We start from the raw sequence: 24,149 nt of genomic DNA, 5'->3' as shown, positions 1-24,149 counted from the left end.
GGCAATAACTTAATTCGTCCGTAACCACACGAAAAACAGTGCAAATAATTCCGACTGCGAATTGACGTTCAGCTTTAAATAAAGACCTTTGCGGTGCATGCGGACAGTCTCGGGCGAAATACCGAACTGCCTGGCCGTGGATTTCACGGAGTGCCCGCGGAGTACCATGTGCGCGACCTCGCGCTCGCGCTGCGTCAGCAGATCGCGACCGAAATTCTCAAAAGCGGCCTGCAATCGCTGTTTGAAATCGTCATGCGCGGTAGTGGCTTCGCCATCGGCACGCGTTGCTACAATGTTCTGCAAACCGCGTTGGCCAAACTCATGGATGAACTCCCGTACTAGCGGCTCGACCGCCCGCAGCAGATTGAGTTGTTCCGCCTTGAGCGCCTCACCACCGAAGCCTTGAAACAAGCTCAATGATATTTGCGATTCATTCACCGTGTCGACAATATAAAAACTGTCTTCGGAGCTCCCTGCTTTCAAGTAGTAAGTGTTGTAATACTCACTTTCAAAGAAGTTGTCAGGGGCAATTTCCTCAAGATGATAAAAACCTTCAGCCAAGCCCTGCTCCACTGCCAGGCAAAACGGATCAAGCAAGTAGCCACCGGAAAAATAGCGGTCGATGATCGACTCCCGATATTTTTCCGGAATGCCGCGCTGATACAGCAACTGCGGTGCACGGTCCTTGTGTTCCAGGCTGATCATCACCGATTCGACGGACACCAGATGCCCGAACGCCGACGCCAGATACTGCAGCGCGTCGAGCGTCTCGACATGGGCAAATGCCTCGCGCATGTCGCGATGCCAGTTATGCAATGCGCCAAAACGCAAGGCAATCAACGTCTCTTCGTCAGGTTTGTTCATGCCCCGCAGTCTAGCGGGTGAACCGGCACCTGTTAATCGCAGACTTGAATTCATCGGCCGAAATACTGGCCGCTTTGCTCAAGCTCAGCGGCCACCTCAAGTATGCACACCCGCAGGATCTCGACGATTTCATCGACCTGAGCGCGCGTCAGAATCAGCGGCGGTGACATCACGTTGAGATGCATGATCGGACGCACCAGCAAACCTCGAGCCTGGGCGCGGGAATGAATCATTTCGCCGATGTTGATCTCGTCGGCAAACAACGCTTTAGTGCGCTTGTCGGCCACGAACTCGACGCATGCCATGAGCTTCTGGCAACGCACCTCGCCAACCAGCGGCAGATTACAGAGTGTCGCGAGCCGCTCTTCCAGATAGCCGCCGACGTCGTCGACATGCGCCAGCAGGTTTTCTCTTTCGATAATCTCAATGTTCTTCAATGCCGCCGTACAGCACACAGGATGGCCGCCGTAGGTAAAACCGTGAGTAAAGCAGCGCCCCTTGCCGGGTTCGGCAATCACCTTCCAGATGCGGTCGGAAAAAATGCACGCTCCCAGCGGCAGATAAGCGGACGTCAGACCTTTGGCGGTGGTGATAATGTCCGGTTGCACATCGAACAATTCATAAGAAGCGAAGAACTTGCCCAGCCGGCCAAACGATGTCACCACCTCGTCAGCGACAAAAAGAATGTCGTAGCGTTGGCATACTTCCCACATGCGTTTGAGGTAGCCCTTGGGCGGGATGATCACTCCGCCGGATCCCATGATCGGCTCGGCAAAAAAACCCGCCACTTTATCCGCACCGATAGACAGGATCTTGTCTTCAAATTCCTTGACCAGAAACTCAAGGAACTGCGCCTCGTCCATACCGCTCGGCGCGCGATATGGGTTGGGGTTGGAGATGTGGTGAATTCTGTCGTTGGCGTAATCGAATTCAGGCACCCGGTCGGCGGCCTTGTTGCCGATTGACATCGTTAGAGTCGTGGAGCCGTGATAGGCGTTATAACGCGCGATGACATGCTTCTTGTCCGGTTTGCCACGGCAGTTCTGATAGTACTGAATCAGTCGGTACGCGGTGTCAACTGCAGTAGAGCCACCCGTGGTCAGAAACACGTGATCCAGATCCCCTGGCGCCAGGCTGGCGAGCTTTTCGCACAGCTGGATCGCGACATTGTTGGACATGTCGGAAAACGGATTCGAATACGCCAGTTGCCGCACCTGATCGGCAATCGCCAGCGCCATTTCCTCGCGCCCCAATCCGATATTGGTGCACCACATTCCACCAACGGCATCGAGAAAGCGGTTGCCATGGGCGTCGATGATATAGGCACCGTCACCCGCCACAATGTTCAAGGAACCCTGTTCGCTGTGATCGTCGAACATGTGGTAGCCGTGCATGTAGTGAGCTTTATCGGCGCTGACCAACCTGGTGTCATCTACAACAGCTGACAGTTGTTTATTGGCTGCAGTAACCATACAAAAAACCTCAAACCAAATAATTGAAGAATTAAATTCCGCTCTTTACGGTGCTCCAGACCCGAGTGATGGCACGCGTGTCTTTCGCGTTTTGGCTCTTCTGTGGAAACAGCCGTTGACGCGTCTGCTCATCGGGGTAGATAGCGGGATTGTTTCGTACATCGGCACTCAGCAACGCAGTGGCGGCCGCGTTGCTATTGGCGTAATGAATGTAATCACTCACCTCAGCCATCACCTGAGGCTGCATCAGATAGTCGAGGAACTTGTGGGCATTCGCGACATGGGGTGCGTCCACCGGAATGTACATATTGTCGAACCAGATCAACGAGCCTTCCTTGGGAATAAAGTAGGCAAGATTGATATCCAGTTTCGCTTCTTCGGCACGCGCCATCGCCGTCGCATAATCACCTGACCAGGTCATGGCCATGCACACGTCACCATTGGGCAGGCTGGTCAGGTAGTTGACCGAATCGAATTTGCGAATATAGGGCCGCACCGACAACAACAAATCCTGGGCGGCTTTCAAATCTTCCGGCGTAGCGCTCTCAGGATCGCGTCCCAGATATACCAGGGCTAACGGGATCACTTCCGTTGGCGCATCTACCAGCGTTACTCCGCAGTCGGCGAAGCGCGAGACGATTTTTGGATCGAAGATCATCGCCAACGAACCGATCGGCGCGTCCGGCATGCGCTCCTTGATCTTGTCGACGTTGTAGGTGATGCCATTACTGCCCCAGGTATAGGGCGCCGAGTACTTCGTGCCGGCATCGAATCCCTGTTGCCCCTCCAGAACCTTGGGGTCAAGGTTGGTCCATTGGGGCAATAAACTCTTATCCAGCGGCTGGAAAACCTTGGCATGGATCAATGGCGGTGCGAGGGACGCATTCAACACGACCAGATCGTAGCCGGAATGACCGGTCATGAGCTTCGCCTGAACCGTTTCATAGGCGTCGAACGTGTCATAGATCACGTGGATGCCGGACGCCTTTTCGAAGTTGGCGATGGTTTTTTCGCCAATGTAATCCGCCCAGTTGTACAGCCGCAGCGTATTGGCCTCATGCTCCTCGCCAGCCTGTACACCGACCGCTATGAGTACCAGGAGCGTACTGAAAATCAACTTGAATGCCTTGCGCATAGCAAAATCACCTTATCAAGCGAAGCCGGTTCTGGATGACCGGTTGGACTCACTATTAAGGGATTCGGTCAATGACGCCATAACCCAAATGGGGGGCTATCAGGATTGAGTACTCCCGAACTGAACGCGCGGCGCGCATGCTGCTCTGGGGCGAAAGCCTGGATGGTGGCGCTGCGGTCGCTTAGAAGTGCTTACATCCATCGCTCTTGGGGTGATTGCCAAGAAGCAGAGCGAGCTCAAATTTCCGGAAGCGGTTATTCCTGCTGCCAAGCCCTGCCTTCGAAGATCTTATCTAGAGGGGTATGAAAGAGGTGATTGGCATAATTACTCAACGTCTTTATCGCAATTGCCAGAACGACCTCCAGGATCTCCCGTTCGCCATAGCCGCCCCCTTGGAATGCTTGAACGGCGGACTTAGACGGCAACCCCCGGGTATGGAACATCACACGTGTAAACGCGGCCAATGCCGAGAGTTTTTCATCTTCGATCTCTGTGTTGTCACGAATCGCATTGGTGGCTTGCGGGGCGAGCCCTGACTTCATATCGGCAATGGCGCTATGAGCCGAGACACAGTATTCGCATCCGTTTTCGCGACTGATAACCAAAAAAATCAGCTCCTGCTCCGCCGATGTAAAACCTGACTCGTTACGGAATGCTGAATAGCCTTCCAGGTATGTCTCCAGCAGGCCAGGCGAATTCGCCATGTGGGAGTACATGTTTGGGAGAACGCCTGCTTGTGCTTTGCCTTTGGTCAAAACGTCCTTGGCTCGGCCTTCGGAGGCCTCCAGTTCAATAGCTGGCAGCGTCATTTTGTATTCAGAAAGCATGTGCATGCTCCTCATAATATAAACAGATTGGTAACCACGGTTTGGCGCTTGAGATTCTTGGCCCAGCTCCGCAAGTGTTCGAGGATGCCTTTCATTTTGACTCCGACCCTATCAGTGTCCAGTGTTCGTAGTATCCGCAAGAAGTTCTAAATTCGTGCAGGCATACATGCTGGTGGACACCACGACTCGATGGCTATTAGTTAAAAAGTGAATTCCATATTTTCGCCATCTGCTGGGATCCGCAAACGCTGGTCAATACCGGCTAGTTTTCCTGCTTTAGCGAGTGCGGATCTAGTTACCGGGCAATGGCTGACCGCTTCCATGTGATTGGCCACCACCGTTCCGCGACTCAGCCGAGTAAATTCAACGACTTCGTCAATCCCCATGATAATGTCGTCACCAAAATCAAATCGTGCGCCCCCAGCAGGTACAACGCTGACGTGTGGCCGGTGATGTAGCACGAAATCCCGTATGGTCGGCGTGAGAATTGTATCGCCAGCCAGATAGAGGCTGGGTTCGCCTGGCATTTCGATTAAGTAACCGACACCGTGCTCCATCAACTTGCCAATCAGGCCTTTTCCATGGGTGCATTTGACTGTACGAATCGTGCCGCCCAAAAAGAGATTAGGCTGCTCATGATTTTCCGGAAGCGGCTGGATGTTTAAACCTTGCTCTGCAAGATGGGGCGCGTCGTGCGGTGAACAGATCACTGGAATTTGTCTCTCGCGAAGCCATCTTTTGGCTGCTCGATCCAAATGGTCGAAGTGCCCCTTTTGGCAGTGGGTGATCAGACAGTGGGTTACCGCATCGAGAACAGTCGAGGTTGAATCCGGCAATTCGACGATTGGGTTGCGCTGCCTGGCGCCGAATAATCGTAAGGGCGGGAGCGCATCTTTTCGCGCCATCATTGGATCGACAAGGATGCGATGGAGGCCGATTTCAATAATGATTGTGGCATTTCGAATGTGTTGAATTTTCATCATAAAATCCTTTGGAAAGAGATCTTATGGTGCCAATCCGATACTGAGTCCATAATGGCAAGATTAGTCATAATTGATTCAATTTAAGCCATGCCCAAAACGTTAAGAGTTGGTCTCCTCCTGTTCTCCAATTGCATGCCTGCGGGCTTGTTCGCATTCGCTGATCTTCTGTACGCAGCGAATCGGCGCACAGGTCATGATCTCTTCGAAACTGTCTATGTCGCGGGGCAGATCGGGCCAGTTGAGTGTGCGCATGGCGTGACGTTGCAGGCGACAGCCTCCCTTGATAGCGACGAGCTGGACGCTATCTTGGTGCCAGGCTTCTGGGCGGAGTCGGCGCAGGAGGTTGAAACGGAGTTGGTCGTTCATACGCCCCTGGTGGCAGCCCTATCGAATCGTGCCAAAACATGCAAGCTTTTGAGTTATTGCACGGGCGTTTGTCTACTTGCCGCGAGTGGTCAGTTAAATGATCAGGCGGCAACGATCACATGGTGGCTAGTGGAGACAATGGCTCAGCGCTACAAAAAGGTGCGCTGGCAAAGCGAGCAGATCTGCATCATTAACCAGAGAACGGCCACAGCTTCAGGCGTAAACGGATATCTGCCCATCGCCCAGGCGCTGATCGAAAAGAACGTCAGCTCTGAAATTTTTCGAGACCTCATCAAATTGATGGTGCTACCACGCCCTGCTGTCGTTCACACCGCGTTTCAGACAATAAGCCTAATGGAGCAGTCCGAAAGGTTACTACGCAAGCTAATTGTCCTAGTTGAGCAACTGCCGGCTGAACAACTTACAGTGGAAAAGTTAGCGGATAAACTCGGAATGTCCTCGCGCACTCTCGCGCGCAAGGTCAAAAAAGAAACAGGCCTAGCGGTTGCTGCCTATGCCCGTCTTATCAAGTTAAACCAGGTCAGCGAACGCCTCACCTTGACGTCATCAACCGTCAGCACAATTAGCATAGAGCTTGGTTTCAGCAGTGATTCCAACATGCGGCGAATGTTCAAAGAATTGACTGCCTTAACGCCAGCGGAATATCGACAGAAGTTTGGCCGTTACTGATGTGCGTTGGGTCTTAATATGGAGTATCTAGTCCAAGTCCAGAATGGCGAATCGTAAATTCGCCGGTTCGAGGGTGAAATCAAATCCGCGTTATGGAATTGACGAGGGGTTGCTGGCGTTCTTCGAGAACTCGTTCGCGCAACGTATCGAGAAACAGTTTGAGTACCGGCGAGTCATCGTCTGCGCGGTAAGTGGCGTACAGCGGCACTTCCGGCAACGCGGGGGTCAGGCGGCGGAACACCAGCCCGGCTGGCGCCATCTGCTCGATGGACGCTGGCAACAACGCCACACCGAAACCGGCCTGCACCAGGCTGAGCAGGGTTTGAACCTCGATCACCTGTTGGCGGATTTGTGGGGTAAAACCGGCCTTGATGCAGCACTGATAGAGAAAATCAGCAAACCGCGACTGCTTGAGTTCCAGCGCCACAAAAGGCTCCTGTGCCAAGTCCGCCGGCGCCAGGCTTTCGCATCGAGCCAAAGGATGATCGACAGGCATGACCACGCGAATCGGCTCGTAGATCAGCAGTTCATTGCGCAACTGCGGATCGTCATAGCCGACCCGGAACACACAGGCATCGATGCGTTTCTCCTTCAACGCCATGACCTGTGCCGCCGGCGTCATTTCATGCAGCCGCCAGGACACCTGAGGATAGCGCTCGCGGAAGAGGTGTAAGGCCCGCGGCAGCACGCCAACCATCACCGAACTGATCATGCCGATTTCCAGCTCGCCCAACTGACCACGACCGGTCTGACGAGTCAGGTCCAGCGCGCGGTTCAGTTGTTCGAACACCAGCGGCGCCTGTTCCTTGAGCATCTGTCCGGCCGCCGTCAGCTCGACCCGGTGATGACTGCGCTCGAACAGCGGTGTACCCAGTTCCTCTTCCAGCAGACGAATCTGCTGGCTCAGCGGCGGTTGGCAAATGTGCAAACGCGTGGCAGCCCGGCCAAAGTGCAGCTCTTCAGCAAGGGCCATGAAATACCGCAGCAATCGCAAGTCCATGACGGCTATCCCAGGGTCAGTGGCGTCGAGCGCTGGCGCACACCGGTCAAGCTGAACAGCGCATTGGCGATGGCCGGGACCACCGACGTGCTGCCCAGTTCACCGACACCTCCAGGTTTGCTCGGCTCGCCGTCCAGTACCAGAATATCTATCGCCGGCATGTCCGACATGCGGGGCACCCGGTAATCATGGAAGTTGCTCTGCACCACCCTGCCTTGTTTGATGTCCATGCGGTCGAACAGCGCGTGACCAAGGCCCCACATCAAGCCGCCATAGATCTGCTCTTCGACACCGCCTGGCGACACCGCCAGGCCGCAATCGACCACGCAGGTGAGCTTATCGACCTTGATCACACCGTCTTTTTTCGAAAGTCTGGCGACCACCGCGATGAAGCTGGTGTAACCCTGATTGGTGGCGATCCCCAAGGCTGTCCCTTCCGGCAATGGCTGGCCCCAACCGGCGCGTTCGGCGGCGTTCTTCAGCACCGCGACGTGCCGGGGCCGTTCGTGCATATGGGCCAGGCGAAAGGCCAACGGATCCTGTCCCGCGCCGTGTGCCAATTCGTCCATGAAACTTTCGACGGCAAACACATTGGGAATGAAACTCACGGAGCGATACCAACCGCTGGGCACGTTGCTTTCGTGCTTGACCCAGACCAGGTCCAGACTCGCAGGACGATAAGCAAAGTCCCACGCGGTGATGGCTTCGGTCGTGCTGTAGTCCATGTGGTCGGGGCGTTCGAAATAGCCTGGTTCCCACTGTTCCGGTGAAGCCGGTGAGACCGCGTCAAGTTTCAACGCCGTGAGTTTGCCCTGAGCGTCCAGCGCACCTTTGACTCGATGCAGAGTCGCCGGGTGCATGAACAGCGAACGCATTTCGTCTTCACGGCTGTTCATCAACTTGACTGGCACCTTGGCCTCCTGCGCCAGGTAGGCCACTTCGAACAACCAGTACTTGGCCTCCCGCGCCCCGAAGCTGCCGCCGGACACCAACTCATTGATGGTGACCTTATCCTTGGCGATCTTGCACACCTTTTGCGCAGCCTCCAGCGCCGAGGATGGCACCTGAACGCCGCCCCAGTAGGTGATGGCGTTATTCTTCACCTCGGCGGTGATGCAGATCGGTTCCAGCGGGTTCTGCACCTTGTACGGCATGAGGTAATCGGCTTCGAGCAGCTTCGCGGCTTTCGGCCACTGAGCGCTCACGTCACCTGCAACCATGGCGGACACCCGTTGCGCATTTTTGTCGTGGATGGCCGCCGCTTGCGCCGTCGCCAGTTGATCGCTGTCGAAACCGGCCAGGGGTGAATCGCTCCATTGCACCTTGAGCAACTCACGACCCTGTTGGGCGGCCCAGTAATTGTCCGCGAGCACTGCGACGCCTTCCTGATTGCCGCCCAGCACATCAGGCCGGCCGGGAATCGCGATCACCTTACGCACGCCCGGTACTTGCAACGCCGTACTGGAATCCACCGAGACAACCTTGGCGCCGACCACTGGTGTGCGCTGAATCACCGCCACCAGCATCTCTGGCAATTCCACGTCGATGCTGTACTTGAAGCGCCCGCACACCTTGGCCGCCGCATCGCGCTTGTGCCGCAGTTTGCCAATGTATTTGAACTGCGCGGGGTCCTTAAGAGTGACCTTGGCCGGTGCTGGCAATTTCGCGGCAACACTCACCAGCTCACCGTAACCCAGGCTGCGTTTGCTGGCGGAATGCACCACCCGGCCCTCTTCGGTTGTGCAACTGTCGGGACTGACTTTCCATTGCTTGGCCGCCGCAGTGATCAGCAGTGCGCGCGCCGTGGCACCGGCCATCCGCAGGCGATCGTATTCCAGCGAAACACTGGTGCTACCACCCGTCGAGAAGACTTTCCATATCGGGTGAATGTAGGTTTCAAAGAACGGATTTTCCGGCGATATCACCTGCACGGTCATCGGGTTGACGTCCAGTTCCTCGGCCACGCAAGCGGCCAATGCGGTGTGGGTGCCTGTGCCGGAATCGTGTTTGTGCACCACCAGTTTCACCGTGCCGTCGGGCAATACCCGAACCCAGGCGTTGGGCTCGAATTCACCTGCAGGCGCAGGTCCTTTCAGGTCCGTCGCGGCGATGCCTGAGGGCAGATAGAAACCAATTGCCAGGCCGCAGGCAACAGTGCCGGCCTGCTTGAGAAAGAGACGGCGCGGCAGTTCGATCTGTGTGTCGTCGATAAACGTCATCACGCCTCCTTCGGCGCAGCAGCTGCGCGCTTGATGGCTTTATTGATTCGCCCGTAAGTGCCGCAGCGGCACACGTTGCCGGACATGGCGTTGCGGATCGAGTCATCGGTGATTGTCGCACCGGTGTTGAGCAACGCGGCCGCGGACATGATCTGCCCGGATTGACAGTAACCACATTGCGGGACATCTTCGGCAACCCAGGCCAGTTGCAGCGGATGCTGTTCGGTGGGCGACAAACCCTCGATGGTGGTGATGCTGTGCCCCGCCACGGCGGCGACCGGCAGTTGGCAGGAACGTACTGCGACACCGTCCAGGTGCACGGTACAGGCACCGCACAGGCCCATGCCGCAACCGAACTTGGTGCCGGTGAGTTTCAAGTGATCACGCAACACCCATAACAAGGGCATGGAGGGCGATGTCTCTACCAGCTCGTGTCGTTCGCCGTTTATCGTGAATTCGATCATTGTCAGGCTCCAAGAGAGCGGCCCGTCTTTGTGCAGGCCTGGTCGCCGATTATTGAGAGTCTGTGGAAAATCGGGCCAGCGACGATTTCTGCCATCCTGTGTAAGTAGGACTAACAGCATGTACAAGCGATACCCGTCGGTGCAGTCCATGAGTGCATTCATCCAGGCCGCGCGCAGCGGAAGCTTCTCCAGTGCCGCGCGCAAACTCGACCTGACTCACAGCGCTATCAGCCAGCAGATCCGCAGCCTGGAAGACTTCATCGGCCAGCCGCTGTTCGTACGCGAAGGTGGCGGCAGTAACCTGACCGATGCCGGGCAATTGTTTGCCAGCGTGCTGTCCGACGGCCTGGCGCAGATCGACCGGGCGCTGTCCTCGGTGAAAAACCGCAGCGTCGCGCAGCGGCTGACCCTTGATGTCGACAGTGAATTGGCCCAAAGCTGGCTCAATCCACGGCTACCGGAACTGCTCGATTTATTGCCTGACCATCAAGTGGTATTGCTGTCGATGCCGCGCTCGGATCGCAGCTCGTTCGAGCGGGTGGACCTGGCGTTGCGCTACGGGTATGGCGATTGGGAAGACTGCGAGATGACCCAGATCTGCGGTGATCGAGTGACTGCGGTGGCCTCCCCGGCGCTGCTTGAGCGCCATGGCTTGCAGGTGCCAATTACGCCGGCGCAGGTGCTGGAATTGCCACTGCTGGGGTATACGCGGCGCTCGTGGATTCCCTGGCTGGATGCAGCAGCAATGGCGCCGACCGAGCCGAATGCGCGGGTGGTTTTCGACAATGCGGCCAACCTGATTGCAGCGGCCGAAGCCGGGGTTGGCGCGGGGTTGGTGCGCGGGCTGCTAGCGGCGGATGCGTTGCGCGCGGGGCGTTTGGTGGAGCTGAACGACGCGCAGATTCCGGCGCATTACAACCTGTATGCGGTGTGGCCATCAGGGCAGGCCGAGCGGGTGGCGCCGGTGGTTGAAGTGATCAAGACTTTGGCTCAGCAAACGCTGATCTGACGACTTCGCGAGCAAGCCCGCTCCCACAGGGTTCTCGGGAGTGACTCCGATCTGTGCCGCAACAAAAACCCCTGTGGGAGCGAGCTTGCTCGCGATGGCGCCGGCACATCCACCATAAAACCCTGCCCCATATCGAACACATATCAACACCCCGCCCAATTAATATTGTACGAACCCCTCCCCCCCTTCCAATACTTCCTCCCAAGCAGCCAGCGTCCCGAGCCGGATGCGACCAGGTGAGGGAATGCGCAGCAGTGCGCATAGAAATGGCCGATTGCCCGGGACGTGGCTGCTGCGAACCGCAAGGTTCCCTTCCCCGCTATCAGGAGATCGACTTCAATGATCATCGATATCAGTTGCTATCCCACCGACCTGGTGGACCTCGCCTGGAGGCATGACGGTGACCCGTTCACCGGCGAGCGTCTGCTGGAGATGATGGATGGCCCGTACATGGTCAACGGCAAACCTCGCCGTATCGACAAAGCCTTCATCCAGCCGCCACAAGGCAACACCATTTACACCTGGACCGACGGCGACCTCAGCGGACGCGAATCCATCGATGCCTACATGGCTTACACGCTGAAGATGGTCCAGACCTACCCGGATCGCTTCATTGGCTGCTTCGTCTACAACCCGCGCTGCGGCGTGGAAAACGGTGTCGAGGCGATCGAGCGTTACGTCAAGGAACACGGCTTCAAGATGGTCCAGATGCAGGCCAACATGCACGCCTATCGCCCGGACCGTGCGCTGGACTGGGTCCGTCCGGCCTTCGAGAAATGCGCCGAGCTGGGCATCCCGGTCAAACTGCACACCGGCGACGGGCCGTACAGCATCCCGTCGGAATGGGTGCCGATGATCAAGGAGTTCCCCAACGTCGATTTCATCATGGCGCACTTCGGGGTGCAGACCGGCGGCGTCTACGTGTTCGAACCGATGCAATGGGCGATGGAACTGCCCAACGTCTACTGCGAATCGGGCTGGTGCCTGCAATCGCGGATCGTCGAGTTCGCCAAGGTCCTGCCGACCCACAAAATCCTTTTCGGCACCGACACCCCTCCGAACGAGCCGGGCATGTGGCTGCGCCTGCTGGAAGTGCTCTGTCATGAGCCGCCGCAAGGTCTGAATCTCGACGAGGACACCCTCGAAGAATACCTCGGCAACAACACCGCGCGGATGATCGGCCTCGAACCGACCCCGCCGCCACGTTCCGTGTCCGAAGCCGAGGCGCAGTTGAAGCGCCCTGTCACTACCCAACTGGCCAGGAGTTGAACCGATGATTATCGATACCCATCTGCACCCCACCAACCTGGTCGACGAGGCCTGGCGCCACACCGGCGAACCGTTCACCGGCGAGCGCATGCTCAAGCTGATGGACGGCCCGTACATGATCAACGGTAAACCACGCCGCATCGACATGGGTTTCATCCAGCCGCCACCGGGCAACACCGGTTATCGCGACGGCAACCGGCGGGGCCGCGAAGGCGTGCGCGACTACATGTCGTACATCGCCGAGCTGTGCATGAAGTACCCGGATCGGTTCATTGGCAACTTCAACTTCAACCCGCGCTGGGGACCGGAAAACGGTGCGGCAGAGCTGGAGTTTCATATCAAGGAATACGGTTTCAAGATGCTCAAGCTGCACGCCAACATGCACGGCTATCGTCCCGACCGGGCACTGGACTGGCTGCGGCCGGCGATGAAAGTCTGCGCCAAGTACAACATCGTGGTGCTGATCCACACGGGTGACGGTCCGTACACCATCCCGACGATGTTCTACCCGATAATCCGCGAATTCCCGATGGTCAACTTCATCATCGGTCACTTCGGCATCCAGACCGGCGGCAACTACTCGTTCGAAGCGTTCTGGATGGCCATGGACACGCCGAACGTGTACTGCGAATCCGGCTGGTGCTTCCAGTCGCGGATCGTCGAGTTCGCCAAGGAGCTGCCGCGCAACAAGATCGTCTTCGGCACCGACTCGCCGCCGAACGAACCGGGCATGTGGTTGCGCGAACTCGAGGTCCTGTGTTCGCCAGCGCCGCAAGGCCTGGGGATTGATGAGGATCACCTTGAGGATTACCTGGGCAACAACATTGCCCGGTTGTGCGGCATCGAACCGACACCGCCACCCAAGGATCTGATCGAGGCGGACATTCGTCTGACCACGACCTACCTCTAAGCGTTTTAAAACCAGAGCAAAGCGGCTTTCCAGGCGTACAGATGAGCCCGGCGTTCGATCGACCGGCAGGCCAACGGCTTGTCGATCGAACGTCACCCTCAGCCCTGCACGCCTGCTTTTTACGAGGTGAAACCATGACCCTCTCTACGCTCGGCGATACCCAGGACTTTCACGATTTCATCGACGCCTATCGCCGGCAGTACCCGGACGATGTGCTCACCGTCCACGAATCTCTTTCGGCCGATCAGGACGTCACCGCCCTGGTCGATGCCCTGGCCACAGAAGGCCGCGACCCGCTGCTGATCTGCGAAAAAGTCGGCCAGCTTGGCGTGCCAGTGGCCACCAACGTGTTCGCCTCCCGGACCCGCATCGCACGGATCTTCGGTGTCACCCCGGCGCAACTCCACGAAACCTTCCAGGCCCGCGCCAATCATCCGATCGCGCCCCGTTACGTCGAAACCGGTCCGGTACTGGACGAGATCTTCGAAGGCGAAGCCGTGGACCTGGCGCTGTTGCCGATGCTCAAGCACTTCGACAGTGACCGTGGCCCGTACATTACCAACGCGATCATCATCGCCGAAGACCCGGTCACGGGAATTGCCAACATGAGCTATCACCGCTCGATGCGCCATGCCCGGCAGACCCTCGCCACCAGCCTGCATTCGCGCGGTCACTTGTGGCGCATGCTGCAAACCGCTCGCGAGCGCGGTGAAGAATTGCGCGTGGCCATGGTGGTCGGTGCCCATCCGCTCTTTATGCTTGCCGCAGCAGCACGTTTGCCGTTCGGCAGCGATGAACGCGCAGTGGCAGGCGGCCTGTTTGGTGCCCCGTTAGAACTGGTCAAGACCCCGCTTTACGGCATCGGCGTACCGGCCTATGCCGAGTTTGTACTGGAAGGCGCCATCGATCCGGCGGCCTATGCCGAGGAAGGTCCGTTCGGCGAGTTCAGCGGCTATTCCTCAGACCGGTCAACCAATAACGTGCTGCGGGTCGACACCCTCATGCGGCGCAAGGACGCTTGGCTGGTGGACGTGGTCGGCGGCCGGTACGCCGAACACCTGACCTTGGCGCGCCTGCCACGGGAAGCGGAAATGAGCGAGAAACTCAAGGCACGCTTCCCCGCCGTCACCGCCGTGCACTACCCCAACTCCGGCACGCACTTTCATTGCTACGTGGCGCTGGATCAAAGCCGCGACGGCGAGGCGCGGCAGATCATGCTCGCCCTGCTCGGCTGGGACCCGTACCTGAAAACCGTGATCGCGGTGGACAGCGACATTGACATCAGCGACGACAGCCAGGTGCTGTGGGCATTGGCCACACACTTTCAGCCGCATCAGGACATCTTTGTCATCGACGGTTTGCCCGGCAGTCCACTGGACCCATCGTCCTCGGTCAACGGCACGACTTCGCGCATGGGGCTGGATGCTACTCGCGGTTCGGGGTTCGACGGGATCAAGGCGCAGCTGGATCAAGACGTCGTCGAACGCGCGCGCAATCTGCTCAAGAGCTATCAATCGTGAACCGCCAGCGGATGGTGGTCGGCATCAGCGGCGCGTCCGGCTTCATTTACGGCGTGCGCTTGCTGGAGTTGCTGGCTGAACTGAACATCGAAAGCCACCTGATCATCAGCCGGGCCGCGCTGCTGACCATGGCCCATGAAACCGACTACAAACTGGCGGACGTCACCGCGCTCGCCAGCTACTACCACCGGGCCGACGACGTGGCTGCCGGAATCGCCAGCGGTTCGTTTCGCTGCCTGGGCATGGTGGTCGCGCCGTGCTCCATGCGCACGTTGGCGGAGATTGCTACCGGCTCTTCCTCGGGGCTGATCGGCCGCGCTGCCGACGTCACATTGAAAGAACGCCGGACCTTGGTGTTGATGGCCCGGGAAACGCCGCTGACCCTCGCCCACCTGCGCAACATGACCGCCGTCACCGAAATGGGCGGGATCATCGCCCCACCGGTGCCGGCCTTCTACGCCCGTCCGCAAAACCTTTCGCAAATGGTCGATCACAGCCTCGGCCGTGTCCTCGACCTGTTCGGCCTCGACGCCGGGACCGCGCTGCGCTGGGGTGAACCCGGCCCATCGGCCACCGGCCATTTTGCAACAACCAAGGAGCTCGCATGAACAGCCCATTCAACGCCCCTACCCCGAACCGCAAAATTCCGGTGACCATCCTTACCGGTTTCCTCGGCGCCGGCAAAACAACCCTGCTGAACTACATCCTCAGGGAAAACCACGGCCGCAAGATTGCCGTGATCGAAAACGAATTCGGCGAAGTCGGCATCGACGGCGACCTGGTGCTCAGCTCTGAGACCGAAGAAATCTACGAGATGGTCAACGGCTGCGTGTGCTGCACCGCCGAGGTTCGAGAGGACCTGGTGCGCATCGTCCGCGAACTGGTGGCGCGCCCGGTGCGGCTGGATCACATTTTGATCGAGACCAGTGGTTTGGCCGATCCGTACCCGGTGGCGCAGAGCTTCTTTATCAACGACCCGATTGCAGATGAAGTCGAACTGGACGCCATCGTGACCATGGTCGACGCCAAGCACATCGTCCAGCATCTGGAGGATTTGCAGCTAGATGGCTTGGACAACCAGGCGGTAGATCAGATCGTCTGCGCGGACCGCATTGTGATCAATAAGGTCGATCTGGTGAGCGAGGACGACGTGGCAGCGCTGCGCGGCAAGATTCGTGGATTAAACGCCACGGCGGACCTGGTGACCTCCAGCTACGCCGAGATCGACCTGTCGAAGATTCTCGGCATCGGTGCGTTCGAGTCAACGCAAAAGCTGATGGAAATCGGCTCTGAGCACGACCACCACGCCGACGAGCACCACCATGATTTGGATCATGACCACGATTCGAGCGTGTCGTCAGTCGGCATCGCCGTGGACGGCGCCGTGAATCTGCTCGCCTTCCACCAATGGATCAGCAAGTTGCGCGATGAGCAGGCCGACAACCTCTACCGAATGAAAGGCGTGCTGGCCGTCGCGGATCAGGATCAGCGTTACGTGCTGCAGGGCGTTCACAGCCTGGTCGAGTTCCGTGCCTCCACCTCATGGGGCACGGAACCACGCTCCAGCAAGATTGTATTCATCGGCCGCGACCTGGACCGCGCGGCGTTGAACCAGGGCTTTGCCGCCTGCCTGGCAAGCTGAAAAAACGGCATCGGAGCCGGTGGATGGCGGCTCCGGGCACACAGAACGAATACCCCTCTCTACAGCATAAAAACAGCAAGAGGTGATTCCCCATGTCGTCAGCCACATCCCCATCGAAAACCCCTTCCACCGTCCACCCGGTCGACCAGATTCTGCCGGTCCGCCAAATGCTCACCCTTGGCCTGCAACACATGGCCGTCTCGTACATCGGCGCCATCGCCGTGCCGTTGATTGTCGCCAGCGCCCTGAAAATGTCCCAGGCCGACACCGTGGTGCTGATCAGCACCACGCTGTTCTGCTCCGGCATCGCCACGCTTTTACAAACCGTCGGCTTCTGGAAATTCGGTGTGCGTTTGCCGATCTTGCAGGGCGTGGCGTTCAGCAGTGTCGGCCCGGTCATCGCCATCGGCACCAACCCGGAGGTGGGGTTCGCCGGGGTCTGCGGGGCGGTGATCGGCGCGGGGATCTTTACGATGCTCGTCGCGCCGTTCGTGGGCCGATTGCGTCGGTACTTTCCGCCGGTGGTCACCGGTTGCATTGTCACGGTGATCGGTTTGCAGCTGTTCCCGATTGCCTATGAGTGGATCGGTGGTGGCCGCAACGCCAGTGATTTCGGGGCGCCGGCGTACCTTGCCGTCGCCGCCGTGGTGCTCTCGAGCATTTTGTTGGTCAACCGCTATGGTGGGCCGATGATGCGCAACATGGCGGTGCTGATCGGGATGCTGGTGGGTGCGGGACTGGCTTACGGCCTGGGCATGGGCAGTTTTCACAGCGTGCAGGAAGCGCCCTGGCTCACCGTGCCCTACCCGTTCTACTTCGGCCTGCCGACCTTCAGCCTGATCCCGATTGCGACCATCGTGGTGGTGATGATCGTGCAGATGGTCGAGTCCATGGGGCTGTTCGTGGCCATCGGCGACATCGTCGACAAACCGGTAGAAGAAAAACAGGTGATCAATGGCCTGCGCGCCAATGGCCTGGCGAGCACCATCGCCGGGATGTTCGCCGCGTTTCCGTTCATTGCCTTCATGGAGAACGTCGGGCTGGTGATTTTGACCGGCGTGCGCAGTCGCTGGGTAGTGGCGATCAGCGGTTTGCTGATGTGTTCCGTGGCGCTGGTGCCAAAGGCCGGGGCGATCATCGCGTCGATGCCGACCGCCGCCCTCGGGGGTGCCGGGATTGCCATGTTCGGGGTGGTCGCCGCAGCGGGCATTCAGACCCTGGCCAAAGTCGATTACGAGCGCAACCGCTTTAACGTGTTGATCGTCGGTTTCACCATCGCCGCCGCCCTGGTGCCAGTGCTGACGCCTGCCCTGTTCAAGCAAATGCCCGAGTGGTCCCAGCCGTTCCTGCACAGCAGCGTGGTGATTGCCTGCCTGGTGTCGGTGCTGCTCAACGCGGCGCTCAACGGCGTCAGCGTTCCCGACAGCGCAGCCACCAAGCCTGCGCCCCACAGCCTCTGACTGGAGAAGCACATGACTCAACTTCAAAACATCCTGATCAAAAACCCGGTGGCGGTGATGACCGGCCTACGTGGCCCGCGAGCCCGGGCCAGTGCTGTAGACATTCGAGTGGTGAACGGGCGCATTGCCGAAATGGCTGCGGGCCTGGTTGCGCAACCTGGCGAACGAGTGATCGATGCCCGCAACTCGGTGGTCTACCCAGGCTGGATCAACACGCACCATCACCTGTTTCAGAACCTGCTCAAAGCCGTGCCCGAAGGTTTGAATCAAGACCTACAAGGCTGGCTGGCCAGCGTGCCCTACCCGCGCCTCAACCGTTTTACCCCACAACTGGCGCAAATCGCCGCGCGATTAGGCATGGCCGAGTTGCTGTTGTCGGGGGTAACGACCTGCGCCGATCACCATTACCTCTATCACGCCAACGGCACAACCGAGACCGGCGACCTGCTGTTCGACACGGCTGACGCGTTCGGGATGCGTTTTGTGCTGTGCCGGGGCGGCGCCCTGGAGTCCGCCAGCGCCCATCCGGGATTCTCGAAAACAGCGCTGCAACCGGAGACGCTGGAGCAGATGGTCGGTGACATTGAACGGCTCAAATCGCGGTACCACCAGGACACGCCGGACGCGATGCGTCGAGTGGTGGTGGCGCCGACGACGCCGACGTTCTCGCTGCCGCCCACCTTGCTGCGCGAGCTTGCGCATACCGCTCGCGGCCTCGGATTGCGTTTGCACACGCACCTTTCGGAGACGCAGAACTACGTCAACTTTTGTCGCGAGAAATACAACTGCCTCCCGGTGGAGTTCGTTGCCGAACACGAATGGCTCGGACCCGACGTCTGGTTCGCCCATGCCGTGCACCTGCAACCGGGGGAAATCCGCATGCTTGCGCAGACCGGCACCGGGATTTCGCACTGCCCGGTGAGCAATGCGCGTCTGGGCAGTGGTATCGCTCCGGTGCCGCAAATGTATGAGGCTGGCGTGCCAATTTCCCTCGGGGTGGACGGCGTGGCGTCCAACGAGTCCGGGAGCATGGTGGGTGAAGCGCACACCGCATGGCTGATCCATCGCGCCGAGCAAGGCGCATCGGCCACTACCGCCGAAGACGTGATCCATTGGGGTACGGCCGGTGGCGCTCAGGTGTTAGGGCTCGGTGCGGTGGGAACATTGGAAGTCGGACAGGCTGCGGATCTGGTGATCTATGGCCTCGATCATCCACGGTTCTTCGGCTTCCACGATATCGCGCTGGCGCCGGTGGTCGCGGGTGAGCCGATTGCCGTGCGGTACAGCATGGTCGGGGGGCGACTGGTGGTCGACGACGGCGTGATTCCAGGTCTGGACCTGGAGCGCATGCGTGCTGAAGCGTGGGAGGGGGTGGAGCAGCTGATGCATGTCGTCGACTGATCCAACCGCCAACACAACCCCCTGTTGGAGCTGGCTTGCCAGCGATGACGGCCTGAAGGTCAGTGCCAGGTTCACAGGCGCCTCACCAGGCCGGCTCCAACAGGTTGCGCACTAACCTTTGGAATAACACACCATGTCCGGCCTCAACGACCTCCTCCAAGCCATTGAAACCTGCGCCCGGCAAGGCGAAGAAACCGTCCTCGCCACCGTGGTCAAGGTCGAAGGTTCCGCCTACCGCCGCCCTGGCGCACGCATGCTCATCCCCCTCCACGGCCGAACCATCGGCACCGTCAGCGGCGGATGCCTGGAACAGGACCTGGCCAAAAAAGCCTGGTGGCTGACCGATTCCGGCGAGCCGGTGGTGCGCCGCTACAGCACCGGCGCCACCGAAGATGAAGACGACGACCAAAGCGCCCTGACCTTCGGCCTCGGCTGCAACGGCACGGTTTTCGTCATGCTCGAACGCCTGCGCGCGAAAACCCCGTCATTGGCCATCGAACTGTTGCGACAGGTGCGTGACAGCCTGCAACCCGCGGCCATGGCGACCATCATTGCCACGTCTCGCCACACGTCGGTGCGGGTCGGTGATCGGGTGTCGCACGCAAGCCCCGCGCTGCGCAATCGCGCACTCGACAGCAGCATCCGCAAAGACCTGCGCAAAACACTCACCGAGAAAAAAACCTCTCTGCGGCTCTACACCGATGCCCGTGGAGAAGTCGAAGTGTTCTTCGAGTACGTGGCTCCGCCCCCGCGCCTGGTGATCTTCGGCGCCGGCCACGACGCCCAGCCACTGGTGCGCATGAGCAAATTGCTGGGCTGGCACGTCAGCGTGATCGACAGCCGCAGCCACTTTGCCCGCCCTGAACGCTTTCCGCAGGCCGATGCGGTCATCGTCGCGAACCTCGACGCCCCCATCGTCCTCGGACCGTTGATCGAGGGGGCCGCGGTGGCCGTCATGACACACAGCTACCGCCAGGACCGACACTGGCTCGGCCAATTGCTGCAAGGCGCACCGGCCTACATCGGCCAACTCGGCCCCCGCGAACGGACCGAGCGCTTGTTGACCGACATTCGCCAACATAATCCTGCCCTGAATGCATTGCTACAGCTGCACTACCCAATGGGCCTGGACCTTGGCGGCGACGCGCCCGAGAGCGTCGCGCTCTCGATTCTGGCGGAGATGACGGCGGCGTTGAATCTGCGTAACGGCGGGATGCTCAAGCATCGGAGCAAACCGATCCATTACGTGGATTTGCTGGTCTGTGAAAAGTTGGAGGCAGTGGCAGCGGTCGAGTGAGCGGGCTTCAAACGGCGACAGTTTTTCGGCACCTATAAAAAAGTCCCTCAAGCCGAAGTGGACGACTACTCAAGGAAATGAAAGATGCAAAACCGCACGTTTCTCGTTCGGCAGACCTTTGCCATCAGTACTGTGTTATTGACGACGGCCACTTCATTGCAAGCTGCCGACTGGAGCGATAACTCAATCAGTTACTGGTATGGCACCCACTTCGCCGAGCCGGGCATCGATGGCCCGATCGCCAAGCACATCGTTGAGTTCACTCACGTTGACGGATACAAATACGGCAGCAACTTCCTCGACGTGCAGGTGTTGTTTTCCGATAAAGACGATCCAGCCAACGGCGGCGACAACGGTGCTACCGAGGTGTATGCGATATATCGCCATCAACTTTCACTGAATAAAATATCCGGCCAGGATTTCAAGTGGGGACCCGTTCGGGACTGGTCACTGTCGGGTGGCGTCGACTGGAACACCAAAAACACGGCCTTCGCGCCGGCAAAACGCATGCTCGTCATCGGCCCGACGATCAATTTCAACGTGACAGGTTTTTGGGACTTCAGTGTGATGTACCGCTCCGAGCGCAACCACAATGGCTTGCCGTTCGCCCAGGAGCACGATATCCGCTTCAACGACACGTACTACCTGGAAACCGCCTGGGAGATTCCATTCCAGCTCGATTCGGTACCGCTCAAGTTCAAGGGTTTTGCCAACTTCGTCCCGCCCAAGGGCAAGGACGGCTTCGGCAACGACAGCGTCAGTGAAACGCTCGTGCACCTCACCTTGCTGGTGGACGTGGGCGAGCTCACTGTCGGCAAGAAAGACACCTTCTTTGCCGGGGTGGGTTACGAATACTGGAAGAACAAGTTCGGTAACAACTCTGCCAACACACCTGGCACCGAAGCCAACACGCCGTTTCTGAATCTGGAATGGCATCTGTAACGCGCCAATCAGAAAGATCACCGTCTTACACGGACAGTTGCATTGAGCTTACCGACTCCATGGATAATGCCCGCACTAATGCGTGGGAGTTGCCCCTACAACTTAGCCTCGGGCCGGTAGCCGGGCGGTGGGCTGTTATTTGCCTTTTTGCGTAATCGGCAGGACGCCAAGTGGCGATGAAGCACAGCAACAGAAACCCACACATGACGCCAAGTAGTACCGATGCTTCGAAGCTTTCCAAAACGAAGCTGCGGCGATGGGGCCGCAGGCTTGGGCGATAAGAACGGGCCTTGCGAGCCGTCCCTTTCGTGCGCCATATGTTCCGGTAGACGCAGCGGCGATTTGAAAAATCGTCGATACCCGGTATTAAGCGAACACTGGATGCGATGCATCGTGAATGAAGCGCATCAAGCTGGGGATGATGTGAGAAGCATCTGGCCCAACGCCTCTGAGGGTGGCCGAAGCAAAGTTGCGCTGTTTCGGCAATCCCACAAAATACAAACCCGGTACGCGCTCCGCCTGCCCATTGCGCTGAGCCAGGCTTCCAATGGCCCCCATGTGTAGACCTGCCAAAAAACCAAGGTTCGGACGAAATCCGGTCGCGAAAACCAAACTGTCCACTTCGGTGTGCTGCCCATCGGCCCAGATTACGCCCGTTGACGCTACCTCCGTGAACATCGGCTTACGCTCAAAAAGTCCCTGCTTCATGGCTCGACGATAGGTGCCATCATCCAATACGGGGGTACTTTGATCATTCAGCCAACGAGTCTTCTCCACCCCTGTCCACTTGAGCCAAGCATGAAAATCCACACCGAGGATCTTTTGCGGAAAAAATCGAATCGATTCCCTTGTCGCCAATACGACGCTGCTGACTTGGGCCAACTCATGGGCAATTTGTACAGCTGAGTTGGCCGCACCTATGACCACTACTCGTTGATCACTGAAGCCGTCGACATTTCGGTAATCAGCACTGTGTAAACGTTGCCCGCGAAAACTCTCCAGCCCCTGAATGTCAGGGATGAACGGCTGATTGAATCCGCCAGTGCAAACGATCAATGCTTTTGAGCAGAAACGCTGACCATCAGATGCCTGAAGCAAAAATAGTCCATCCTCCCTACGCACTTTCTGGACTCGTATGTTCTGCCGAATGGGTAGCTGGAAAGCGTCCGCGTACTGCTCCAAATAACGTACGACTTCATCGCGTAGCGGATAATGCTTGGCTTCAGCTGGAAAGGGCATCCCAGGTAACGATGAGTAAGCAGCAGGGGAAAAAAGTCTCAGGCTGTCGTAGTAATTGCGCCAGTTTCCACCTGGCTGGCTCTCGGCATCCAGGATGAGAAACCTGAGGTTCTGCTGCCGCAGATGCCAACCGCACGCGAGCCCAGCTTGGCCCGCACCAATAACGATGGCATCCATGGGCTCATTAATTACATTCATGTATGCGCACTCATGCATATATAGAGATAATAAAAAAACTACTCTGGCACACCAGGGCAGCAAAACGGGGCCAGACTCTTCATGTGTTGGAGAATGGCTTCGAGCCGTGTCATCACCGCCGCCCCATCCACTTCGTAGAACATCTGCCGGCTGACCTTGGTAGCTCGGACGATGCCCGCCTCTGATAGCACTTGCAGATGACGAGACACCACAGAACGCTCTTGAGGCACCCCTTCGGCAATCTCGGCGATATCCGCACGCCCCAGTTGCATGACTCGCTTGAGCACAGCTACCCGCGACGGCTCGCAAAGAGCTTTGAAGAAGGCTCCATCGAGAGAGTCGATTGCGGCATCAATTGCCCGGGAACGTGTAGAGGTTCGGTTCGTCATGCGGATGACTATATGTGCATATCTATGCACGCGTCAATTCGCCGAATAGACGTCAACAACAGATACCAATAGCGCCTGATAAATGCCTGCACGCTCCGAAATAGCGAGTCCGACCGGCAGCTATGGGTCGTTTGCAGCCCTTCCCGACACGCAGTAATCGGCCAAAAGCAGGCAGTCGAATGTACCGAGGGAATCTGGTTCGATTCAGAGCCGCGAATGGGTTTCGGCTTGAATGAATTGTTAGGCCGCGTCCTCGCGGTACGTGCCATCGGAATGAATAGCCCAATCAAATCTTAAATTCCGGTGGTGCTTAAGCTACATAGATCAGCTCTCAGAGGAAATGATTGAGTCGTGACTGGATTCAGCAGCCAGCTTCAATCGGTCAGCTTTACTAATGTATTTAGACTTGCTTGGCGGTGCCAATTTGGCACTAGCCTTTTTGGCGTGAGCCTTTAATAACTGATTTATTTTTTTACGACGATTCATATTTTTCTACTCGGCTTGTAAGTTCTTGAATGATATTGGCTTAAATATTGGGCCAGATCCCGGTGATGCTCACTTAGGGCGATCAGCGGTCAGTTCCGTTGGACATGCACTCTAGTCCTTCATTCAGACAGAGGACGAACCATGACCGTAACCAAGATTCGAGCCGGGCGCCCTGGAACAAAGGAAAGCTCGTGGGGTAAAAAGCGCCACTCCGACTCAGGGATACCTGGGCGATTCGAGTGAAGCTTGAGCTAGCATATAAAACCCGGGACGTGGCTGCGTGTAATCTAGCAATCGACAGCAAACGCTTGACCGCTATGGGTCGTGGATTTCCATCAGTCATGACGAGCCGAAGCCAAAAGCGGTC

22 protein-coding genes and 1 pseudogene are annotated in these 24,149 nt (G+C 58.1%); 12 read left to right on the top strand and 11 right to left on the bottom strand.

Annotation, left to right across the window (positions count from 1 at the left end; genetic code table 11):
• Positions 1–9: 9 nt before the first annotated feature.
• The 5 genes from ACYZTR_RS12700 to ACYZTR_RS12680 all read right to left on the bottom strand — a co-directional run bounded on the left by ACYZTR_RS12700 (position 10) and on the right by ACYZTR_RS12680 (position 5,281).
• Positions 10–918 carry a helix-turn-helix transcriptional regulator gene (locus tag ACYZTR_RS12700; protein ID WP_461979248.1) on the bottom strand — a complete coding sequence of 303 codons (909 nt, stop codon included), beginning with the start codon at positions 916–918 and terminating at the stop codon, positions 10–12.
• On the bottom strand, positions 915–2,336 hold the full coding sequence (locus ACYZTR_RS12695; protein WP_461979246.1) for an aminotransferase: 1,422 nt from the start codon (positions 2,334–2,336) through the stop codon (positions 915–917). The genes ACYZTR_RS12700 and ACYZTR_RS12695 overlap by 4 nt, the downstream gene beginning before the upstream one ends.
• A 31-nt stretch (positions 2,337–2,367) precedes the next feature.
• Positions 2,368–3,471, bottom strand: coding sequence for a polyamine ABC transporter substrate-binding protein (locus ACYZTR_RS12690; protein WP_461979245.1), 1,104 nt, complete (start codon positions 3,469–3,471; stop codon positions 2,368–2,370).
• 254 nt (positions 3,472–3,725) lie between these two features.
• Positions 3,726–4,298 carry a carboxymuconolactone decarboxylase family protein gene (locus ACYZTR_RS12685; protein ID WP_461979243.1) on the bottom strand — a complete coding sequence of 191 codons (573 nt, stop codon included), beginning with the start codon at positions 4,296–4,298 and terminating at the stop codon, positions 3,726–3,728.
• A gap of 200 nt (positions 4,299–4,498) precedes the next feature.
• Positions 4,499–5,281 carry an MBL fold metallo-hydrolase gene (locus ACYZTR_RS12680; RefSeq protein ID WP_461979241.1) on the bottom strand — a complete coding sequence of 261 codons (783 nt, stop codon included), beginning with the start codon at positions 5,279–5,281 and terminating at the stop codon, positions 4,499–4,501.
• Positions 5,282–5,368: 87 nt separating this feature from the next.
• Between ACYZTR_RS12680 and ACYZTR_RS12675 the strand changes: the two genes are divergently transcribed.
• Positions 5,369–6,337: a GlxA family transcriptional regulator gene (locus ACYZTR_RS12675; protein ID WP_461979239.1), complete on the top strand. Its 969-nt coding sequence runs from the start codon at positions 5,369–5,371 to the stop codon at positions 6,335–6,337.
• Between the two features lie 79 nt (positions 6,338–6,416).
• Here the strand turns inward: ACYZTR_RS12675 and ACYZTR_RS12670 are convergent, their stop codons facing one another.
• The 3 genes from ACYZTR_RS12670 to ACYZTR_RS12660 are packed head-to-tail and all read right to left on the bottom strand — an operon-like array spanning position 6,417 to position 10,020.
• Positions 6,417–7,337 (bottom strand): LysR substrate-binding domain-containing protein, encoded by a 921-nt coding sequence (locus tag ACYZTR_RS12670; RefSeq protein WP_461979237.1) that lies wholly within the window; start codon positions 7,335–7,337, stop codon positions 6,417–6,419.
• A gap of 5 nt (positions 7,338–7,342) precedes the next feature.
• A complete protein-coding gene (locus ACYZTR_RS12665; RefSeq protein ID WP_461979235.1) occupies positions 7,343–9,556 on the bottom strand; it encodes a xanthine dehydrogenase family protein molybdopterin-binding subunit in 2,214 nt (737 codons plus the stop codon).
• Positions 9,556–10,020, bottom strand: a complete 465-nt coding sequence (locus tag ACYZTR_RS12660) for a (2Fe-2S)-binding protein (protein ID WP_461979233.1) — start codon at positions 10,018–10,020, stop codon at positions 9,556–9,558. The genes ACYZTR_RS12665 and ACYZTR_RS12660 overlap by 1 nt, the downstream gene beginning before the upstream one ends.
• Positions 10,021–10,138: 118 nt before the next feature.
• On the opposite strand from ACYZTR_RS12660, the gene ACYZTR_RS12655 reads away from it, so the two are divergent.
• The 10 genes from ACYZTR_RS12655 to ACYZTR_RS12610 all read left to right on the top strand — a co-directional run bounded on the left by ACYZTR_RS12655 (position 10,139) and on the right by ACYZTR_RS12610 (position 21,470).
• Entirely contained in the window at positions 10,139–11,029 is an 891-nt protein-coding gene (locus ACYZTR_RS12655; protein ID WP_461979231.1) for a LysR substrate-binding domain-containing protein, read from the top strand.
• Between the two features lie 339 nt (positions 11,030–11,368).
• A complete protein-coding gene (locus ACYZTR_RS12650) occupies positions 11,369–12,298 on the top strand; it encodes an amidohydrolase family protein (protein WP_150732737.1) in 930 nt (309 codons plus the stop codon).
• A gap of 4 nt (positions 12,299–12,302) precedes the next feature.
• On the top strand, positions 12,303–13,208 hold the full coding sequence (locus ACYZTR_RS12645; protein WP_134418495.1) for an amidohydrolase family protein: 906 nt from the start codon (positions 12,303–12,305) through the stop codon (positions 13,206–13,208).
• A 134-nt stretch (positions 13,209–13,342) separates the two neighbouring features.
• A complete protein-coding gene (locus ACYZTR_RS12640) occupies positions 13,343–14,728 on the top strand; it encodes a UbiD family decarboxylase (protein WP_461979229.1) in 1,386 nt (461 codons plus the stop codon).
• Positions 14,729–14,739: 11 nt separating this feature from the next.
• Positions 14,740–15,336, top strand: a complete 597-nt coding sequence (locus ACYZTR_RS12635) for a UbiX family flavin prenyltransferase (RefSeq protein ID WP_461979698.1) — start codon at positions 14,740–14,742, stop codon at positions 15,334–15,336.
• Positions 15,333–16,370, top strand: a complete 1,038-nt coding sequence (locus tag ACYZTR_RS12630) for a CobW family GTP-binding protein (protein ID WP_461979227.1) — start codon at positions 15,333–15,335, stop codon at positions 16,368–16,370. Before ACYZTR_RS12635 ends, ACYZTR_RS12630 begins: the two co-directional genes overlap by 4 nt.
• A gap of 92 nt (positions 16,371–16,462) precedes the next feature.
• Positions 16,463–17,830, top strand: coding sequence for a nucleobase:cation symporter-2 family protein (locus ACYZTR_RS12625; RefSeq protein ID WP_461979225.1), 1,368 nt, complete (start codon positions 16,463–16,465; stop codon positions 17,828–17,830).
• 12 nt (positions 17,831–17,842) lie between these two features.
• Positions 17,843–19,231: an amidohydrolase family protein gene (locus ACYZTR_RS12620; RefSeq protein WP_461979223.1), complete on the top strand. Its 1,389-nt coding sequence runs from the start codon at positions 17,843–17,845 to the stop codon at positions 19,229–19,231.
• Positions 19,232–19,364: 133 nt separating this feature from the next.
• Positions 19,365–20,528, top strand: a complete 1,164-nt coding sequence (locus ACYZTR_RS12615) for an XdhC family protein (RefSeq protein WP_461979221.1) — start codon at positions 19,365–19,367, stop codon at positions 20,526–20,528.
• An 84-nt stretch (positions 20,529–20,612) separates the two neighbouring features.
• Positions 20,613–21,470: a hypothetical protein gene (locus ACYZTR_RS12610; protein WP_461979219.1), complete on the top strand. Its 858-nt coding sequence runs from the start codon at positions 20,613–20,615 to the stop codon at positions 21,468–21,470.
• A gap of 366 nt (positions 21,471–21,836) precedes the next feature.
• Here the strand turns inward: ACYZTR_RS12610 and ACYZTR_RS12605 are convergent, their stop codons facing one another.
• The 3 genes from ACYZTR_RS12605 to ACYZTR_RS12595 form a co-directional block, all read right to left on the bottom strand.
• Positions 21,837–22,907: a flavin-containing monooxygenase gene (locus ACYZTR_RS12605; RefSeq protein WP_461979217.1), complete on the bottom strand. Its 1,071-nt coding sequence runs from the start codon at positions 22,905–22,907 to the stop codon at positions 21,837–21,839.
• A 38-nt stretch (positions 22,908–22,945) separates the two neighbouring features.
• Complete coding sequence (locus tag ACYZTR_RS12600; RefSeq protein WP_461979215.1) at positions 22,946–23,296, bottom strand: ArsR/SmtB family transcription factor; 351 nt, start codon at positions 23,294–23,296, stop codon at positions 22,946–22,948.
• 324 nt (positions 23,297–23,620) lie between these two features.
• A complete protein-coding gene (locus ACYZTR_RS12595; protein WP_449644761.1) occupies positions 23,621–23,782 on the bottom strand; it encodes a DUF2986 domain-containing protein in 162 nt (53 codons plus the stop codon).
• A 104-nt stretch (positions 23,783–23,886) separates the two neighbouring features.
• Between ACYZTR_RS12595 and ACYZTR_RS12590 the strand changes: the two are divergent.
• Positions 23,887–24,087, top strand: a pseudogene (locus ACYZTR_RS12590) (hypothetical protein); the annotation flags it as partial.
• Between the last annotated feature and the right edge of the window lie 62 nt (positions 24,088–24,149).

It is taken from the genome of Pseudomonas sp. Hz4 (assembly GCF_054898165.1).
This window is presented reverse-complemented; position numbering and strand designations above follow the sequence as displayed.

Coding starts and splice junctions, on each gene's coding strand:
- ACYZTR_RS12595 (WP_449644761.1), bottom strand. CDS start 23,782: ATGAATCGTCGTAAAAAAATAAATCAGTTATTAAAGGCTCACGCCAAA.
- ACYZTR_RS12655 (WP_461979231.1), top strand. CDS start 10,139: ATGTACAAGCGATACCCGTCGGTGCAGTCCATGAGTGCATTCATCCAG.
- ACYZTR_RS12680 (WP_461979241.1), bottom strand. CDS start 5,281: ATGATGAAAATTCAACACATTCGAAATGCCACAATCATTATTGAAATC.
- ACYZTR_RS12630 (WP_461979227.1), top strand. CDS start 15,333: ATGAACAGCCCATTCAACGCCCCTACCCCGAACCGCAAAATTCCGGTG.
- ACYZTR_RS12610 (WP_461979219.1), top strand. CDS start 20,613: ATGCAAAACCGCACGTTTCTCGTTCGGCAGACCTTTGCCATCAGTACT.
- ACYZTR_RS12600 (WP_461979215.1), bottom strand. CDS start 23,296: ATGACGAACCGAACCTCTACACGTTCCCGGGCAATTGATGCCGCAATC.
- ACYZTR_RS12670 (WP_461979237.1), bottom strand. CDS start 7,337: ATGGACTTGCGATTGCTGCGGTATTTCATGGCCCTTGCTGAAGAGCTG.
- ACYZTR_RS12685 (WP_461979243.1), bottom strand. CDS start 4,298: ATGCTTTCTGAATACAAAATGACGCTGCCAGCTATTGAACTGGAGGCC.
- ACYZTR_RS12665 (WP_461979235.1), bottom strand. CDS start 9,556: ATGACGTTTATCGACGACACACAGATCGAACTGCCGCGCCGTCTCTTT.
- ACYZTR_RS12625 (WP_461979225.1), top strand. CDS start 16,463: ATGTCGTCAGCCACATCCCCATCGAAAACCCCTTCCACCGTCCACCCG.
- ACYZTR_RS12615 (WP_461979221.1), top strand. CDS start 19,365: ATGTCCGGCCTCAACGACCTCCTCCAAGCCATTGAAACCTGCGCCCGG.
- ACYZTR_RS12690 (WP_461979245.1), bottom strand. CDS start 3,471: ATGCGCAAGGCATTCAAGTTGATTTTCAGTACGCTCCTGGTACTCATA.
- ACYZTR_RS12640 (WP_461979229.1), top strand. CDS start 13,343: ATGACCCTCTCTACGCTCGGCGATACCCAGGACTTTCACGATTTCATC.
- ACYZTR_RS12660 (WP_461979233.1), bottom strand. CDS start 10,020: ATGATCGAATTCACGATAAACGGCGAACGACACGAGCTGGTAGAGACA.
- ACYZTR_RS12650 (WP_150732737.1), top strand. CDS start 11,369: ATGATCATCGATATCAGTTGCTATCCCACCGACCTGGTGGACCTCGCC.
- ACYZTR_RS12695 (WP_461979246.1), bottom strand. CDS start 2,336: ATGGTTACTGCAGCCAATAAACAACTGTCAGCTGTTGTAGATGACACC.
- ACYZTR_RS12700 (WP_461979248.1), bottom strand. CDS start 918: ATGAATTCAAGTCTGCGATTAACAGGTGCCGGTTCACCCGCTAGACTG.
- ACYZTR_RS12645 (WP_134418495.1), top strand. CDS start 12,303: ATGATTATCGATACCCATCTGCACCCCACCAACCTGGTCGACGAGGCC.
- ACYZTR_RS12635 (WP_461979698.1), top strand. CDS start 14,740: ATGGTGGTCGGCATCAGCGGCGCGTCCGGCTTCATTTACGGCGTGCGC.
- ACYZTR_RS12620 (WP_461979223.1), top strand. CDS start 17,843: ATGACTCAACTTCAAAACATCCTGATCAAAAACCCGGTGGCGGTGATG.
- ACYZTR_RS12605 (WP_461979217.1), bottom strand. CDS start 22,907: ATGAATGTAATTAATGAGCCCATGGATGCCATCGTTATTGGTGCGGGC.
- ACYZTR_RS12675 (WP_461979239.1), top strand. CDS start 5,369: ATGCCCAAAACGTTAAGAGTTGGTCTCCTCCTGTTCTCCAATTGCATG.